This window comes from Paraburkholderia suaedae (assembly GCF_040812055.1).
Taxonomy (GTDB): Bacteria; Pseudomonadota; Gammaproteobacteria; order Burkholderiales; family Burkholderiaceae; genus Paraburkholderia.
Map to the genome: position 1 here is coordinate 148,975 of NZ_JBFOAH010000016.1, position 14,943 is coordinate 163,917.

Here is a 14,943-nt window from a genome sequence, read left to right on the forward strand (position 1 = left end):
GGCGCAAGCGGCAGGCGCGACACAAGCCCCGCGGACCAGCGCAATTCAGTCACACCCGTATCACGTCTTATCAGAGAGACTCATGCTGACCGGAAACATACTGACCACCGATGGGTGGATTCACGGCACGCTCGACTACGAAAACGGCCGCATCACGGCGCTCACCGGCGAGCGCGTCGATCCGTCGACCAACGACGCGCCGTACATCCTGCCCGGCTTCATTGATCTGCACGTGCACGGCGGCGGCGGCGCCGACGTGATGGAAGGCGGCGACGCGATCGAAGTCATTGCACGAAAGCATGCACGGTACGGCACGACGAGCCTGCTCGCCACCACCATGACCGCACCGCGCGACGCACTGATGAAGGTGGTCGCCGGCTTGGGCAACAGCGCAAAAGTGCGCACGCCCGGCGGTGCGCGGGTGCTCGGCGTGCACCTGGAAGGGCCGTACATCAACCCCGGCAAGCTGGGCGCGCAACCGGACGCGGCGGTCTCGGCGGTGATGGACGAGGTGCTGACCTATCTCTCCATCGCGCCGATCCGCGTGGTCACGCTGGCGCCGGAAATTGCCGGCCACATGGACATCATTTCCGCGATGGCGGCGCGCGGCGTGCGCGTCCAGCTCGGCCATTCGCTGGGCACCTACGACGACGCGGTCGCCGCGCTCAAGCACGGGGCGTGCGGTTTCACGCATCTGTTCAACGCGATGTCGCCGCTGCATCACCGCAATCCTGGGCTCGTCGGCGCGGCGCTCGGCCATGCCGAATTCGCCGAAATCATTCCCGACCTGCTGCACGTTCACCCGGGCGCGATCCGCGCGGCCTTGCGCGCGATTCCTCGCCTGTACGTGGTGACCGACAGCACGTCGGCCACCGGCATGCCGGACGGCGAATACCGCCTCGGCAGCCAGCGCGTGACGAAGTGCCTGGGCGGCGTGCGTCTGGCCGATGGGACCCTCGCGGGCAGCACGCTGACGATGGACCAGGCGCTGCGCAATCTCGTATCGATCGGCCTGCCGATCGCCGATGTATCCAACCGTCTGTCGCGCTACGCCGCCGACTATCTCGGTCTCGAGGACCGCGGACGCATCGTCCGCGGCGCGTGGGCCGATGTGGTCGTGTTCGATCGTGAACTGACGTTGAGCGGGACTTACGTCGAAGGAGAAGCAATTGTCGAATATGCTTAAAGAGGCGCTGGCCTCCGCCGAAACGGTCGCCGCGCAACTCGCGGACACCTCGCGCGTCGCGGCCCTCGCGGCGAAGCTGGCTGAACAGCCGCGCCACGTTGCGCTGACGGTCGCGCGCGGCAGCTCCGATCATGCGGCGAGCTACTTCGCCAGTCTGACGATGAGCCGCCTGGGCGTGCCGGTCGCGTCGCTGCCGATGTCGGTCGCCACGCTGCAACAGGCGCCGCTGCAGGTGCGCGATCAGCTCGCGCTGGCGTTCTCGCAATCGGGCAAGAGCCCGGACCTGGTCGGCACGATGACCGCATTGCGCCACGCGGGCGCGTTGACTGTGGCCGCCGTGAACGCGCCGAACTCGCCGTTGGCCGACGCGTGCGAATGGCAACTGCCGCTCGTCGCGGGTCAGGAATTGAGTGTCGCGGCCACCAAGAGCTATATCGCGATGCTGTCGATTTCCGCGCAACTGGTTGCGCATTGGCAGAACGATGCCGAACTTCTCGGCGCGTTGAACACGCTGCCCGAAGCTTTGCACAAGGCAGGCAAGCTCGATTGGTCGCAAGCCGTCGACCAACTGCGCGGCATAGAGCGGATGATCGTGATCGGCCGCGGTCTGGGTCTCGCGATCGCGCAGGAAGCCGCGCTCAAACTGAAGGAAACCTCCGGTATTCAGGCCGAGGCGTTTTCGAGCGCGGAAGTGCGTCACGGCCCGATGGAACTGATCGACCGCGACTACCCGCTGCTGGTGTTCGCGCCGCGCGGACCCGAGCAGGCGGGACTGCTGCAACTCGCGCACGACATGCGGGCGCGCGGCGCGCGCGTGCTGCTCGCCGCGCCGGACGACGTGCCCGAGGCCACGTTGCCGCTGGCCGCCACCGCTCACGCGGCGCTCGACCCGATCGGCGCCATCCTGTCCTTTTACGTGATGGCCGCCGGCCTTGCCGCCGCGCGCGGGCGCAATCCCGATGCGCCGCGCCATCTCAACAAAGTCACCGAAACTCACTGACGACAAATGCAAATGCGACGTGTCGAGGAGTCCCGCTTGATGAGCCATTCTGTAGGCCAAATTGTTCTGCTTTCGCCGCTGACCGGTCCGGTCGTGCTGCTCGCGAACGTGCCCGACCCGGTGTTCTCGGGTGGCATGTTCGGCGACGGCATCGGCGTCGATCCGCTCGAAGGGCGGCTCGTCGCGCCATGCGACGGCACCGTCACCCATCTCGCGCGCACCGGTCACGCGCTCACGCTTGCGACGGCCGAAGGGGTCGAGATTTTGCTGCACGTCGGTATCGACACGGTGAATCTGAACGGCAAGGGCTTCACGCCGCGGGTCGAGCAGGGCGCGCCGGTGCGTGCCGGCGACGTGCTGATCGAGTTCGATCAGGACCAGGTCGCGTTGAATGCGCCGAGCCTCGTGTCGGTGATCGCGATCGCCAATTCGGATGCGTTCGAGATCGTCGAGCGCGCGCAAGGCGGCCTGCTCAAGGCGGGTGAGACCCCGCTGCTGCTGGTGCGCGCCCGCGCCGGCGCGGTAGCCGACGCCGCGCGCGAGGCAAGCGCGACCAACGTGACCGAGGAAGCCCGTCTGCAGATCACGCTGGTTCACGCCGGCGGTTTGCATGCGCGGCCCGCCGCGCGTGCGCGCGAAGCGGCGCGCGGTTTCGACGCACGCGTCGAAGTGCGTTATGACGGCCGCAAGGCGGCGATCGAAAGCGTGGTCGGTCTGCTCGCGCTCGGCGCGGGTGAAGGCGCGAGCGTCGAGTTGCTCGGCGTCGGCCCGCAAGCCAAAGATGCGGTCGACGCGGTCGCTCGCGAACTGACGCGCGAAGCGAGGGGCGAAGTCGAAGAGAAACCGGCGCGTCAGAGTTCCCCCGCGCCGCAAGCGGTGCCGCGTCCGGCGGGCGAAGCCAACGCGCCGAATACGCTCGCGGGCGTGTGCGCGGCGCCGGGCATTGCGCTCGGCAAGCTGGTGCGCTGGGACGACGCGGACATCGATCCACCGGAACAGGCGAGCGGCACGCCCGCCGCACAGAGCCGCCTGCTCGATCAGGCGATCGCCACCGTGGATGCCGATCTCGACACGACCGTGCGCGACGCGTCGCAGCGCGGGGCGGTCGGCGAAGCGGGCATTTTCGCGGTGCATCGGGTGCTGCTCGAAGATCCGACGCTGCTCGATGCCGCACGCGATCTGATCAGTCTCGGCAAGAGCGCCGGCTTTGCGTGGCGCGAAGCCATTCGCGAACAGATCGGAATCCTGAGCAATATCGAAGATGCGTTGCTCGCCGAACGCGCCGCCGATCTGCGCGATATAGAAAAGCGCGTGCTGCGCGCGCTCGGTTATACGAATGCTGCGGCACGCACGCTGCCGGACGAAGCCGTGCTCGCGGCCGAAGAATTCACACCGTCCGACCTGTCGTCGCTGGATCGCTCGCGCGTCACCGCGCTGCTGATGGCGCGTGGCGGCGCGACCTCGCACGCGGCGATCCTCGCGCGGCAGGCTGGCATTCCCGCGCTGGTCGCGCTCGGCGACGCGTTGCACGCAATTCCCCAAGGCGCGCAGGTCGTGGTGAACGCCAGCGCCGGCCGCCTCGAATTCGCGCCGAGCGAGCTCGACATCGAACGCGCGCGTCGCGAGCGCAACCGCCTCGCCGATGCGCGCGAAACGAATCGCCGCAGTTCGCGGCAGGCCGCCGTGACCGTCGACGGCCGCGCGATCGAAGTCGCCGCGAACATCGCCACGCTCGACGACGCGAAAGCCGCCGTCGACAATGGCGCCGATGCGGTCGGCCTGTTGCGTACCGAGTTGCTGTTCATCCATCGCGCGAGCGCGCCGAGCAGCGACGAACATCGACAGAGCTATCAGTCGATCGTCGATGCATTGCGCGGCCGCACCGCGATCATCCGCACGCTGGATGTCGGCGCGGACAAGGAAGTCGACTATCTGACGCTGCCGCCCGAACCGAATCCGGCGCTCGGCCTGCGCGGTATTCGACTCGCGCAGGTGCGCCCCGATCTGCTCCACGATCAGTTGCGCGGCCTGCTTGCGGTGCAGCCGAGCGGCGCCGTGCGCATTCTGCTGCCGATGGTCACCGATGTTGGGGAACTGATCGGCATCCGCAGGCGGATCGACGAGTTGGCCCGCGAAATGGGCCGCGCGCAGGCCGTCGAAGTCGGCGTGATGATCGAAGTGCCGTCGGCAGCGCTGCTCGCCGATCAACTGGCGCAGCACGCGGACTTCCTGTCGATCGGCACCAACGATCTGACGCAGTACACGCTTGCGATGGACCGCTGCCAGGCCGATCTCGCCGCCCAGGCCGACGGCCTGCACCCTGCCGTATTACGCATGATCGCGGCCGCCGTGCAAGGCGCGGACAAGCACGGTAAATGGGTCGGCGTGTGCGGCGCGCTGGCGGGCGATCCGGTCGCGGTGCCGCTACTCGTCGGCCTTGGCGTGACCGAGCTGTCGGTTGACCCGATCTCGGTGCCGGGCATCAAGGCGCGCGTGCGCAACCTCGATTATCAGCTGTGTCGTCAACGCGCCCAGGATGCCATGGCGCTCGAATCGGCGCAGGCGGTAAGAGCAGCAAGCCGCGAAATCTGGCCTCCGGACTGAACCCCGCGCAGCCCGTAACCCGATTCGCACACTGATTACCAATAGTGTTCAGAAGTCGCCGGAAACACAACGGCGACATTCGACCACGAGACAAGGATGGAGATATCAATGGATGGGAACCCGTTTCTGAAGATACAGCGCCTCGGACGCGCGCTGATGCTGCCGATCGCGGTGCTGCCGGTCGCCGGCCTGCTGCTGCGGCTCGGCCAGCCCGATGTGTTCAACATCAAGATGATCGCCGATGCCGGCGGCGCGATCTTCGACAACCTGCCGCTGCTGTTTGCGATCGGCGTCGCAGTCGGTTTCGCGAAGGACAATAACGGCGTCGCGGGGCTTGCGGGTGCGATCGGTTATCTGGTCCAGACCGCGGTGATGAAGGACATCAACGACAAGCTCAACATGGGCGTATTGTCCGGGATCGTGGCGGGTATCGTCGCGGGCCTGCTGTACAACCGGTACAAGGACATCAAGTTACCCGACTACCTCGCGTTCTTCGGAGGCAAACGCTTCGTGCCGATTGCGACGGGGGTGGTCTGTCTCGCGCTCGGCATCGTATTCGGCTACGTGTGGCAGCCAGTGCAAGCCGTGATCGATACGGCCGGCCACTGGCTGACCACCGCGGGCGCGATTGGCGCTTTCGTGTTCGGCGTGCTGAACCGGCTGCTGCTCGTGACAGGTTTGCATCACATCCTCAATTCGCTGACGTGGTTCGTGTTCGGCACCTTCACGCCGCCGGGCGGCGCCCCCGTGACGGGGGACCTGCACCGCTTCTTCGCGGGCGATCCGACTGCGGGCACGTTCATGACCGGCTTCTTCCCGGTGATGATGTTCGGCCTCCCGGCCGCGTGCCTCGCGATGTTCCACGAAGCGCCCAGGGAGCGCCGCGCGGTGGTCGGCGGCCTGCTGTTCTCGATGGCGCTGACCTCGTTCCTGACCGGCGTGACCGAGCCGATCGAATTCAGCTTCATGTTCCTGGCTCCGGTGCTGTACGTGATCCATGCGCTGTTGACCGGGCTGTCGCTCGCGATCTGCTCGGCGCTCGGCATTCACCTCGGCTTCACGTTCTCGGCGGGCGCGATCGACTACGTGCTCAATTACGGCCTGTCGACTAAAGGCTGGTGGGCGATTCCGATTGGTCTGGTGTACTCGGTGTTGTACTACGGGCTGTTCCGCTTTTTCATCCGCAGGTTCAACATGGCGACGCCGGGCCGCGAACCCGCTACCGCCGACGAGCAGGTCGATTCGTTCGCGACGGGCGGCTTCGTGTCGCCGACAGCCGGTGCTGCGGTGCCACGTGCGCAGCGTTATATCGCAGCGCTTGGCGGCGCGTCGAATCTGTCGCTGGTGGATGCATGCACTACGCGCCTGCGCCTGTCGGTGGTCGATCCAGACAAGGTGTCCGAGAGCGAACTGAAATCGATCGGCGCGCGCGGTGTGCTCAAGCGCGGCGCGACCAGCGTGCAGGTGATCATCGGACCTGAAGCGGACATCATCGCGGATGAAATGCGCACGGTGATCGCGCAAGGCGGTGGCGGTGCAGTGAAGGCGGAGGTCGCCGCTGCCGCTGTTCCCACTGCAGTAGCGGCCCCCGCGGCGCCTGCGACCGCTCCTGCCGCTACGGATGCACAAGCCGGTCCGCTCGATCCCGACCCGCTGCGCTGGCTCGCGGTGTTCGGCGGGGCGGGCAACGTGGTGTCGCTGGATGCCGTCGCGTCGACGCGTCTGCGTATCGTCGTGCGCGATCCGTCGTTGGTCGATCGGCAGCGTCTAACTGCGCTCGATACGGCGTGGGTCTCGACCGACACGTTCCATATCGTCGTTGGCGACGCTGCGCCGCGCTATGCCGCGAAGCTGGCGATGCGCATGACGCAAACCGGCGGCGGCGCAACGCCGTTGCCGGCGTAATCCAAGCGGTACTGGGTCAGCGCGCCGCGCTGGCCTCTCGTTGCATCGCGATTTTGCGAGCGGATGTCGCGCGACCTGTCGCACAGTGTGCGATTGCGTCGCAAGCGGGCCGCGTTCGTCCCGTATTGCTATCTTGAAAAGTGCGATGGACATCCGTCTTCCCGAACTGACGTCGGGCGGCGAACGCGAGCGGGGCGGGCCGGCGCCAGGCGGCCCGATAAGAAAAGCCCCGCCGTCTTGCGAGGGCGGGGCTTGCCGTTGGCTGGCGCGCCGGACGAACCGGCGGGCTCGATCGGTTTCAGGCCTTACGCATATTCGGTCAACGCGCCACGCATCTTCTTCATTGCGCTCGCTTCGATTTGCCGGATACGTTCGGCGGACACGCCGAATTCGTCGGCCAGTTCGTGCAGCGTTGAACCGCCCGAGCCGTCGTCTTCCACCTTCAACCAGCGCGCCTCGATGATGCGGCGGCTGCGGGCGTCGAGTGCCTCCAGCGCATTCGCGATACCGTCGCTTTGCAGCCGGTCGCGCTGACGCGAAGCCAGGACGGCCGTCGGCTCGCTATGCGAGTCGGCCAGATAGGCAATCGGCGCGTACGACTCTTCGCCGTCCTCGACCTGGCCTTCCAGCGCAATATCGCCGCCCGACAGGCGCGTTTCCATTTCCGCGACTTCTTCCCGCTTGACGTTCAACTCTTTGGCCAGACCTTCGATCTCGTCCGGCGTGAACGCGCCCAGCCCTTGCTTGTGGCTGCGCAGGTTGAAGAACAGCTTGCGCTGCGCCTTGGTGGTGGCGACCTTCACCATCCGCCAGTTGCGCAGGATGTATTCGTGGATCTCCGCCTTGATCCAGTGCATGGCGTACGACACGAGGCGCACGTTCTGCGCCGGATCGAAGCGTTTCACGGCCTTCATCAGGCCGATATTGCCTTCCTGGATCAGGTCGGCGTGCGGCAGTCCATAGCCCAGATAATTGCGCGCGATCGACACGACCAGCCGCAGGTGAGACAGCACGAGACGGCGCGCGGACTCGAGGTTGTCCTGCTCGCGAAATTCGGTGGCGAACTGGCGTTCTTCCGCCGGCGTCAGCATCGGAATCCGATTAACGGCCTGGATGTAGGCGTCGATATTGCCCAGTTGACCAGGCAGCAGCGAGGAATGCGAGAGCGCCAGTGCACCTGCCGAAGCGGCCTTAGCCGACGACGGGCTCAGAGTACTCGGAAGGGTCATTGCATGGCTCACGTATAAAACTCCTTTGGAATCAGACAAAAGCGTACTCGGTAAACGACTCCAGCGATGGATGTTAGCACTCTGATTTGCCGAGTGCTAATACTTAGAGCCGGTAGGGGCATCCGAGTTCCGCGCTTCTCTATCAGAGTTTGAAATCTGATAGTCATTATACGCCCCCTCGGCTTGCCGCGCAGAGAGCGGACCGATTGCGGGCTCCGGGCTTCGGGTTCTTATAAAAGGCCAGTGCGGTAGGAATTTAGAGTGAAAAATTGCGGGAATGATTGCTGCTCCCAACGATTCGTCGACCGGGAAGCATGGGGGACGCGAACGGCTGCCGTGGTAAGAACGTTGATCGAACATGGGTGTACGGATGGCCAACAACAGTGTTTTGCGTCGACTGGCTGTACAAGGCGTTGCGACGGCGCTGTCGTGTGCGGCGTGCGGAGCAGCGTCGGCTGATCCGTTAGGCGTGCAGGTGGCCGCCGGAGTAGCCGATCACCATGCCAAAAAGATCGACTTCGGCGTGGCCTGGGATCCCGGACTCACGTGGTGGCAAATCGGCGACTGGCACTTCTCGCTGATCGGCGAATTCCACGTGGCCTGGTGGCACACCAACGAAGGCGACGTCCACGAGAACATTGGCGAAATGGGCGTGACGCCGATGATCCGCTTCATCAAGGGAACCGGGTCGCTGCGCCCATTCGTCGAGGTGGGCGCGGGCATCCGCGTGCTGACGAGCCCGCGAATTTGCTCGGACTTCACGCTCGGCACCGCGTTCCAGTTCACCGAAACGGCCGGCATAGGGGTGCAGTTCGGCAGCCGCCAGCAATATCTGGCCGGCTACCGCTTTCAGCATATTTCGAACGGCGGTATCAAAGAGCCGAATCCTGGTATAAATTTCAGCCAGCTATATTTGCAATATAACTTCTGACAGCCGTGGCCATCGTCGGCCCACCGGTGCGAGGGGCTGAGCAATGCTGGCAAAGATAATCGAAGCGATTCGCGGGCTCGAGCGAGAGCGCTTCCGTGCGATGGTCGACGGCGACGGACAATCGCTCGACACGCTGCTCGCGGACAACGTCAGCTATGTCCACACGAACGGCAAACGTGAAACGAAGCGACAGTTTATCGACGGGATTACCGGCGGACGCCGCCGCTACAGGCAAATCGAGGTGCAGTCGCAGGACGTGCTGGCGGTGGGACGCGAGACCTGTCTCGTCACCGGTCGCGCGTTGATCGAAATGGAGGCGAATAACGGTGCGCTGCTGTTTCCGATTGCCTATACGGCGATTCACACGCAGGAGCATGGACAATGGCGTCTGATCGCGTGGCAGGCCACACGGTGCGCGCTGGAGTGAGTCGTTGAATTCGCTTCACTCCATGCGGAACGATTGGACGGCAACTCGCGTTGCCAATGTGCGGCACTGCGCCCGACATGCGCCAGGCAATCGCGACGCAGGCCGTGCGAAGCCGACCGAAGGCGATTCGCAGCACGTTCGAAACCGACCGCATGCGCCTGACTCGGGCGGTATAAAGCGGCGCATCGCGCCGTAGCATCTCGTAGAGCCGCCGCTTTATGCGTGCAGACGTGGGCAGGCAGGCGCGGCAGGCAGCGACTCACGCAGCGCGCGTCAGACCGGTATTTTCGCGACGTCCACGATCAGTTCGACCTGCCGTTCGAGGGTGCTCGGCACCGGCGCTTCGCCGCGCAGCACGGCGGCGATCCACGCGGCCGTGGTGGCTGCGTCGCGCGCTTCGGGCAAGTCGACTTCCGGCGCATCGGGCGACGAGCGTTGGTGCGGCACGCGCGTTTCGCACACGCCGTCATGCAGCCAGTCCACCTGCACCTGACGCCGCGTATCCGCCACCGCTTCGCCTTCGGTGCCACGCGCGAGCAGCGCGCCGCCCACAGCGGCCTCCGGATGAGAATTGAACAGTTGCGTGAGGCTGTCGCGATACGGCGGATGCGTGTAATTGACGAGGCGTAGTCCAGCCGGTGTGAACGGCTGCAGAATCTTGACCAGCGTATGCGTCGAATTGCGCACCCCCATGCGCGCGCGCAGCGCGAGAAGGCGCGCGAGCTTCGGCGCGAGCACGTCGATCGGCGCGAACGCGAGACGGCGCTCGGCCAGGCCATCTTCGATATCCGCGTGCGAGCGCGCGTGCGGAACCTTCAGGTGGGCGAAAATTTCGGCGCTCGTCACGCGGCCGGCGTCTTCCGTCACGCCGTGCAGTAGCACCGGCACGCCTTCGCGCGCCAGCAGCAGCGCGAGCAGCGGCACGAGGTTAGGCTGCTTGCGCGCGCCGTTGTAGGTGGGAATCGAAACGGGCCGGAAACTGCCATGCGGCAAGTGGATCGGCTCGAACGACGCATGCGCGGCAGCCAGCATCGCGGCGAGTTCGTCGGCGGTTTCGCCTTTCACGCGATACGCGAGCAGCACCGCGCCGAGCTCGAGCTCGCCCACGCGGCCGTCGAGCATCGCGCTGTAAAGCGAGCGCGTATCGTCGGCGGTGAGTGCGCGCGCGCCATGCGGGCCGCGGCCGATTTCCTTGATGAAGCGGGCGCAGGGGAAAGGGGGGGCGGTGGCGGTGTCGGTCATCGGGCGTATCAGGCGAAATTGGGGGCGAGGCGGCGTGCCGTCACGGTATGCAGGGGACGCTGTCCGATGTGAGTATCGCATCTATGGCAACGCGGCGAGCGCGCGGGCGAGGCTGACGGTCGTCGCGCCCCGCTTTTGCGTGAGCGTGCCGCAGACGCGCGCAACTCGCCTGGCTGCGGGTTACACTCCATGTTTCAGCGTCGCGTCGGCGGCAAAATCAAACAACGGAGAACGGGATGAGTTACGTATTTGTACCGCCACCGCAGCCGGCGGTGCCAGTTGTCGGGTCCAGCGAACAGTTTGCGGTGCGTCGCATCTACTGCGTGGGGCGCAACTATGAGGCGCATGCGCGCGAGATGGGTCACGATCCCGAACGCGAGCCACCGTTCTTCTTCACCAAGCCGGCCGATGCGGTGCTGTACGTCGCGCCCGGCAGGACTGGCGAGTTCCCGTATCCGGCCCAGTCGAAAAACGTCCACTTCGAAATGGAACTGGTGGCCGCGATCGGCAAAGGCGGCAAGAACATTCCGGCTGAGAGCGCGCTCGACCACGTGTACGGCTACGCGCTCGGTCTCGACATGACGCGCCGCGACCTGCAGGCCGAAGCCAAAAAAATGGGGCGTCCGTGGGATACCGCGAAGGGATTCGATCACTCTGCGCCGCTCGGCCCGATCCATCCTGCCACGACGGTCGGCCATATCGGCAAGGGTGCGATCTGGCTGTCCGTGAACGGCGAGGAAAAGCAGCGCTCGGACGTGTCGCAACTGATCTGGTCGGTGGCCGAGACGATCGCGTATCTGTCGACGCTGTTCGAATTGCAGCCGGGTGACCTGATCTTTACGGGCACGCCCGACGGGGTCGGCGCGGTGGTGCAGGGCGATCTGATGAAGGGTGGCGTGGACGGGCTCGGCGAATTCAGCGTGCGCGTCGTCTGATGAACGGTGGCTCGGCGGAGACAGACAACATGAAGCTCTACAGCTATTTCCGGAGCTCGGCGTCGTACCGCGTGCGCATTGCGCTGAACGTGAAGAATCTGCCGTACGACTATGTGCCGGTGCATCTCGTGCGCGGCGGCGGAGAGCAACTGAAGCCCGAATATCGCAAGCTCAATGCGGACGGCATCGTGCCGACGTTAATCGACGGCAACGAGGTGATGCCGCAGTCGCTGGCGATCATGGAGTACCTGGAGGAGACGCATCCTGAGCCGCCGTTGCTGCCCAGGACGCCGGCCGACCGCGCGTACGTGCGGGGGGTGGCGTTGCAGGTTGCGTGCGAGATCCATCCGCTGAACAATCTGCGCGTGCTCAGGTATCTGAAGCATACGCTGTGTGTGGACGACGACGCGAAGGACGCGTGGTATCGGCACTGGGTTGAAGCGGGCTTCGCGACGCTGGAAAGCCATCTGGCCGGCGACTCGCGCACCGGCAAGCTGTGTTTCGGCGACGCGCCCACGCTCGCCGATGCGTGCCTGATCCCGCAGGTGTTCAACGCGCAACGCTTCAAGGTGGATACGGCAAAGTTTCCGACGATCCAGCGCATTTACGACCACGCCATGCAGATAGATGCCTTCGCCCTCGCCGCTCCCGCGGCACAGCCGGACGCCGAATGAACTGCCGTTGATTTGACGCGCGCCAATGAAAAAAGGGCACTTGTTTGAGTGCCCTTTTGCCTTGCCCGCCGGCGGCGATGCTGGACTCGCGTTCAACCGCCCAGCAACGCGTCCGAAAACTCTTCCGCGCTGAACGGCTGCAAATCCTCGACCTTCTCGCCCACCCCGATGAAATACACCGGGATTGGACGTTGCCGCGCGATCGCGGCGAGGATGCCGCCCTTCGCAGTGCCGTCGAGCTTGGTGACGATCAGGCCCGTGAGCCCGAGCGCGTCGTCGAAGGCCTTCACTTGTGCGAGCGCGTTCTGGCCGGTGTTCGCGTCGATCACCAGCAGCACCTCGTGCGGCGCGCCGTCGTGCGCCTTGCCGATCACGCGCTTCACCTTGCGCAGCTCTTCCATCAGATGCAGTTGGGTCGGCAGACGGCCGGCCGTGTCTGCCATCATCACGTCGATTCTGCGCGCGCGCGCGGCGCCGACCGCGTCGAAGATGACCGCCGCCGGGTCGCCGCCTTCCTGCGACACCACGGTCACGTTGTTGCGCTGGCCCCAGATGGCCAACTGCTCGCGCGCGGCGGCGCGAAACGTGTCGCCCGCGGCCAGCAGCACTGATTGATTGAAACTTTGCAGATGCTTGGCGAGCTTGCCGATGCTGGTTGTCTTGCCCGCACCGTTGACGCCCGCGATCATCATCACGAGCGGCTGTGCGCGGCCGAGCATCAGCGATTTTTCGAGCGGCTTGAGCAGATCGACCAGCAGTGTGCGCAGCGCGACCTTGACCTGTTGCGGATCGGTGAGACGTTCGATGCGCACTTTTTCGCGCAACGATTCGAGCAGGAATTCGGTCGCCTCGACGCCCGCGTCCGACATCAGCAGCGCGGTTTCCAGTTCTTCATACAGATCGTCGTCGATCTTCGCGCCGACGAAAATGCCGGTCAGGCTCGAACTGGTTTTGGACAGGCCGGTCTTCAGGCGCGTCAGCCATGAGCGTTTGGCGTTCGCGTCGGGCAACGGCGGCGGGACGATCTCGACCGTCTCGAGCGCGGAGTCCGCAGGCTCGGGCTGTAGTAGTTCAATGGCGGGCGGGATGGCCGGTGTCGTGTCCGCGCTGAGCGGCGCAGGCGGCGTGACAGGTGCGATGGGCGCGTCAGGCATACCCGGCGCGTGTGCGACGGCCTGGGGCGTAGCGACTTCCGGCGCGGCCTGCGATTCGTCTTGCCCGGTATCGGACTCTTTCGAACCCTTGAATCGTTTGAAAAAGCTGAACATGATCTGGCGTGGTGAGAGCGCGCGCCGATGCGCGCGACCGGTACGTAACCGGCGTGTGCGGCAGGCAGCGTTGCAATGCGGGATGCAAGGCGCTGGAAGCCGCACATTTTATCAGGCGCGCCGGCGCCCGTCGTATCGGCCGATCGGCCAGGGTGGACGCGCGGCGCCCCTGTGGTAACGTTGGCGCTCCGGCCCGGATGCATTGCCATCGTGGGCGCTTTTGATAACGTCACTGAAACTGCATGCCCCGCTCCGTACCTTCACGCGCCCATGGCGCATCGTCCAAAGGCGGCAAGCCGCACGCCATTCGTATCATCGGCGGCGACTGGAAGCGCACGCCTTTGCCCGTGCTCGATCTCGATGGCTTGCGCCCCACGCCCGACCGCGTGCGCGAAACGCTGTTCAACTGGCTCGGCCAGCGCCTGGACGGCCAGCGCTGTCTGGACCTGTTCGCCGGCAGCGGCGCGCTCGGCTTCGAGGCCGCGTCGCGCGGCGCGGCGCGGGTGCTGATGGTGGAGCGCAATGCGCGAGCCGCTGGCCAGTTGCGCGCCAATCAGGAACGGCTGGCTGCCCGCACGATCGAAATCGCAGAGGCCGACGCTTTGCGTCTTGCCGCGAGTCTCGCCCCCGGCTCATTCGATGTCGTATTCCTCGATCCGCCGTTCGACGGTGACCTGCTCGGCAGGGCGCTTCCGCTGGCCGTGCCGCTCGTTAGTGCGGAAGGTTTTCTTTATGTGGAGTGCGGCGCAGCGCTCGAACTCGACTCTAACGATGCGCTCTCGAGTTGGAAAATCGTCCGGCAAGGAAAAGCGGGCGCGGTCCGCTTTCATTTGCTGCAGCGCGAAAATGAGGAATAATGCGCGTTCCAAAACAAGCGCCGGGCGGGTTGCCGCCACAAGCGCGGTCGGTGCCAAATGCGTCGCATGGACGCTTTGACGTGCCCATTTGAGTGAAGAGAGGAGAAGTCTCATGGTAGTCGCCGTGTACCCGGGCACGTTTGACCCGCTGACGCGCGGTCACGAAGACCTCGTTCGGCGCGCGTCGAGCATCTTCGACACGCTGGTGGTGGGCGTTGCCGACAGCCGCAACAAGAAGCCATTTTTTACGTTGAAGGAGCGGCTCGACATCGCGCATGAGGTGCTCGGGCACTACCCGAACGTCCAGGTGATGAGCTTCAAGGGCCTGCTAAAGGACTTCGTGCGTAGCAACAATGCGCGGGTGATCGTGCGGGGCTTGCGCGCGGTGTCGGACTTCGAGTACGAGTTTCAGATGGCGGGCATGAACCGTTATTTGCTGCCGGACGTCGAGACTATGTTCATGACGCCGTCCGATCAGTACCAGTTCATCTCGGGGACCATCGTGCGTGAAATCGCGCAACTGGGCGGTGACGTCAGCAAGTTCGTGTTCCCGTCGGTCGAAAAATGGCTGCATGAGAAGGTCGCCGCGCTGGAGCCGGACGGCGGTGCATCAGCGGCGCAACCGTAACCGGCGTGAACTGTCGGTTTGAGGGTTCGAAGCCGGCTTTAGCCGGGTGAAGTGAGA

Annotated in this window: 13 protein-coding genes; 10 read left to right on the forward strand and 3 right to left on the reverse strand. The window is 65.1% G+C overall.

The window, feature by feature from the left end; genetic code table 11:
• Positions 1-82 precede the first annotated feature (82 nt).
• The 4 genes from nagA to nagE all read left to right on the forward strand — a co-directional run bounded on the left by nagA (position 83) and on the right by nagE (position 6,695).
• Positions 83-1,186 (forward strand): N-acetylglucosamine-6-phosphate deacetylase, encoded by a 1,104-nt coding sequence (gene nagA, locus ABQJ48_RS21750; RefSeq protein WP_367840061.1) that lies wholly within the window; start codon positions 83-85, stop codon positions 1,184-1,186.
• The gene (locus ABQJ48_RS21755) at positions 1,179-2,186 is read left to right on the forward strand and encodes an SIS domain-containing protein (RefSeq protein ID WP_367840089.1); all 1,008 of its coding nucleotides are present in this window, start codon (positions 1,179-1,181) and stop codon (positions 2,184-2,186) included. Before nagA ends, ABQJ48_RS21755 begins: the two co-directional genes overlap by 8 nt.
• Before the next feature lie 12 nt (positions 2,187-2,198).
• Complete coding sequence (ptsP, locus tag ABQJ48_RS21760) at positions 2,199-4,790, forward strand: phosphoenolpyruvate--protein phosphotransferase (RefSeq protein WP_367840090.1); 2,592 nt, start codon at positions 2,199-2,201, stop codon at positions 4,788-4,790.
• A 108-nt stretch (positions 4,791-4,898) separates the two neighbouring features.
• Entirely contained in the window at positions 4,899-6,695 is a 1,797-nt protein-coding gene (gene nagE, locus ABQJ48_RS21765) for an N-acetylglucosamine-specific PTS transporter subunit IIBC (RefSeq protein WP_367840062.1), read from the forward strand.
• 305 nt (positions 6,696-7,000) lie between these two features.
• Here the strand turns inward: nagE and rpoH are convergent, their stop codons facing one another.
• A complete protein-coding gene (rpoH, locus tag ABQJ48_RS21770) occupies positions 7,001-7,936 on the reverse strand; it encodes an RNA polymerase sigma factor RpoH (RefSeq protein WP_367840063.1) in 936 nt (311 codons plus the stop codon).
• Between the two features lie 358 nt (positions 7,937-8,294).
• Here rpoH and ABQJ48_RS21775 point away from each other — a divergent pair, with 358 nt between their 5' ends.
• A complete protein-coding gene (locus ABQJ48_RS21775; RefSeq protein ID WP_367840064.1) occupies positions 8,295-8,855 on the forward strand; it encodes an acyloxyacyl hydrolase in 561 nt (186 codons plus the stop codon).
• A gap of 43 nt (positions 8,856-8,898) precedes the next feature.
• Positions 8,899-9,282: a nuclear transport factor 2 family protein gene (locus ABQJ48_RS21780; RefSeq protein WP_367840065.1), complete on the forward strand. Its 384-nt coding sequence runs from the start codon at positions 8,899-8,901 to the stop codon at positions 9,280-9,282.
• Between the two features lie 273 nt (positions 9,283-9,555).
• Here the strand turns inward: ABQJ48_RS21780 and ybiB are convergent, their stop codons facing one another.
• Positions 9,556-10,524, reverse strand: coding sequence for a DNA-binding protein YbiB (gene ybiB / locus ABQJ48_RS21785; RefSeq protein WP_367840066.1), 969 nt, complete (start codon positions 10,522-10,524; stop codon positions 9,556-9,558).
• Between the two features lie 236 nt (positions 10,525-10,760).
• Between ybiB and ABQJ48_RS21790 the strand changes: the two genes are divergently transcribed.
• Positions 10,761-11,459 (forward strand): fumarylacetoacetate hydrolase family protein, encoded by a 699-nt coding sequence (locus ABQJ48_RS21790; protein ID WP_367840067.1) that lies wholly within the window; start codon positions 10,761-10,763, stop codon positions 11,457-11,459.
• 29 nt (positions 11,460-11,488) lie between these two features.
• Entirely contained in the window at positions 11,489-12,133 is a 645-nt protein-coding gene (maiA, locus tag ABQJ48_RS21795) for a maleylacetoacetate isomerase (RefSeq protein ID WP_367840068.1), read from the forward strand.
• A gap of 92 nt (positions 12,134-12,225) precedes the next feature.
• Here maiA and ftsY read toward each other — a convergent pair whose 3' ends face one another.
• Positions 12,226-13,401, reverse strand: a complete 1,176-nt coding sequence (gene ftsY, locus ABQJ48_RS21800) for a signal recognition particle-docking protein FtsY (RefSeq protein ID WP_367840070.1) — start codon at positions 13,399-13,401, stop codon at positions 12,226-12,228.
• A gap of 242 nt (positions 13,402-13,643) precedes the next feature.
• Between ftsY and rsmD the strand changes: the two genes are divergently transcribed.
• Together rsmD and coaD are read left to right on the forward strand one after the other, a co-directional pair.
• A complete protein-coding gene (rsmD, locus tag ABQJ48_RS21805) occupies positions 13,644-14,258 on the forward strand; it encodes a 16S rRNA (guanine(966)-N(2))-methyltransferase RsmD (protein ID WP_367840071.1) in 615 nt (204 codons plus the stop codon).
• Positions 14,259-14,370: 112 nt separating this feature from the next.
• Complete coding sequence (gene coaD, locus ABQJ48_RS21810) at positions 14,371-14,886, forward strand: pantetheine-phosphate adenylyltransferase (protein ID WP_367840072.1); 516 nt, start codon at positions 14,371-14,373, stop codon at positions 14,884-14,886.
• The last annotated feature ends 57 nt before the right edge of the window (positions 14,887-14,943 follow it).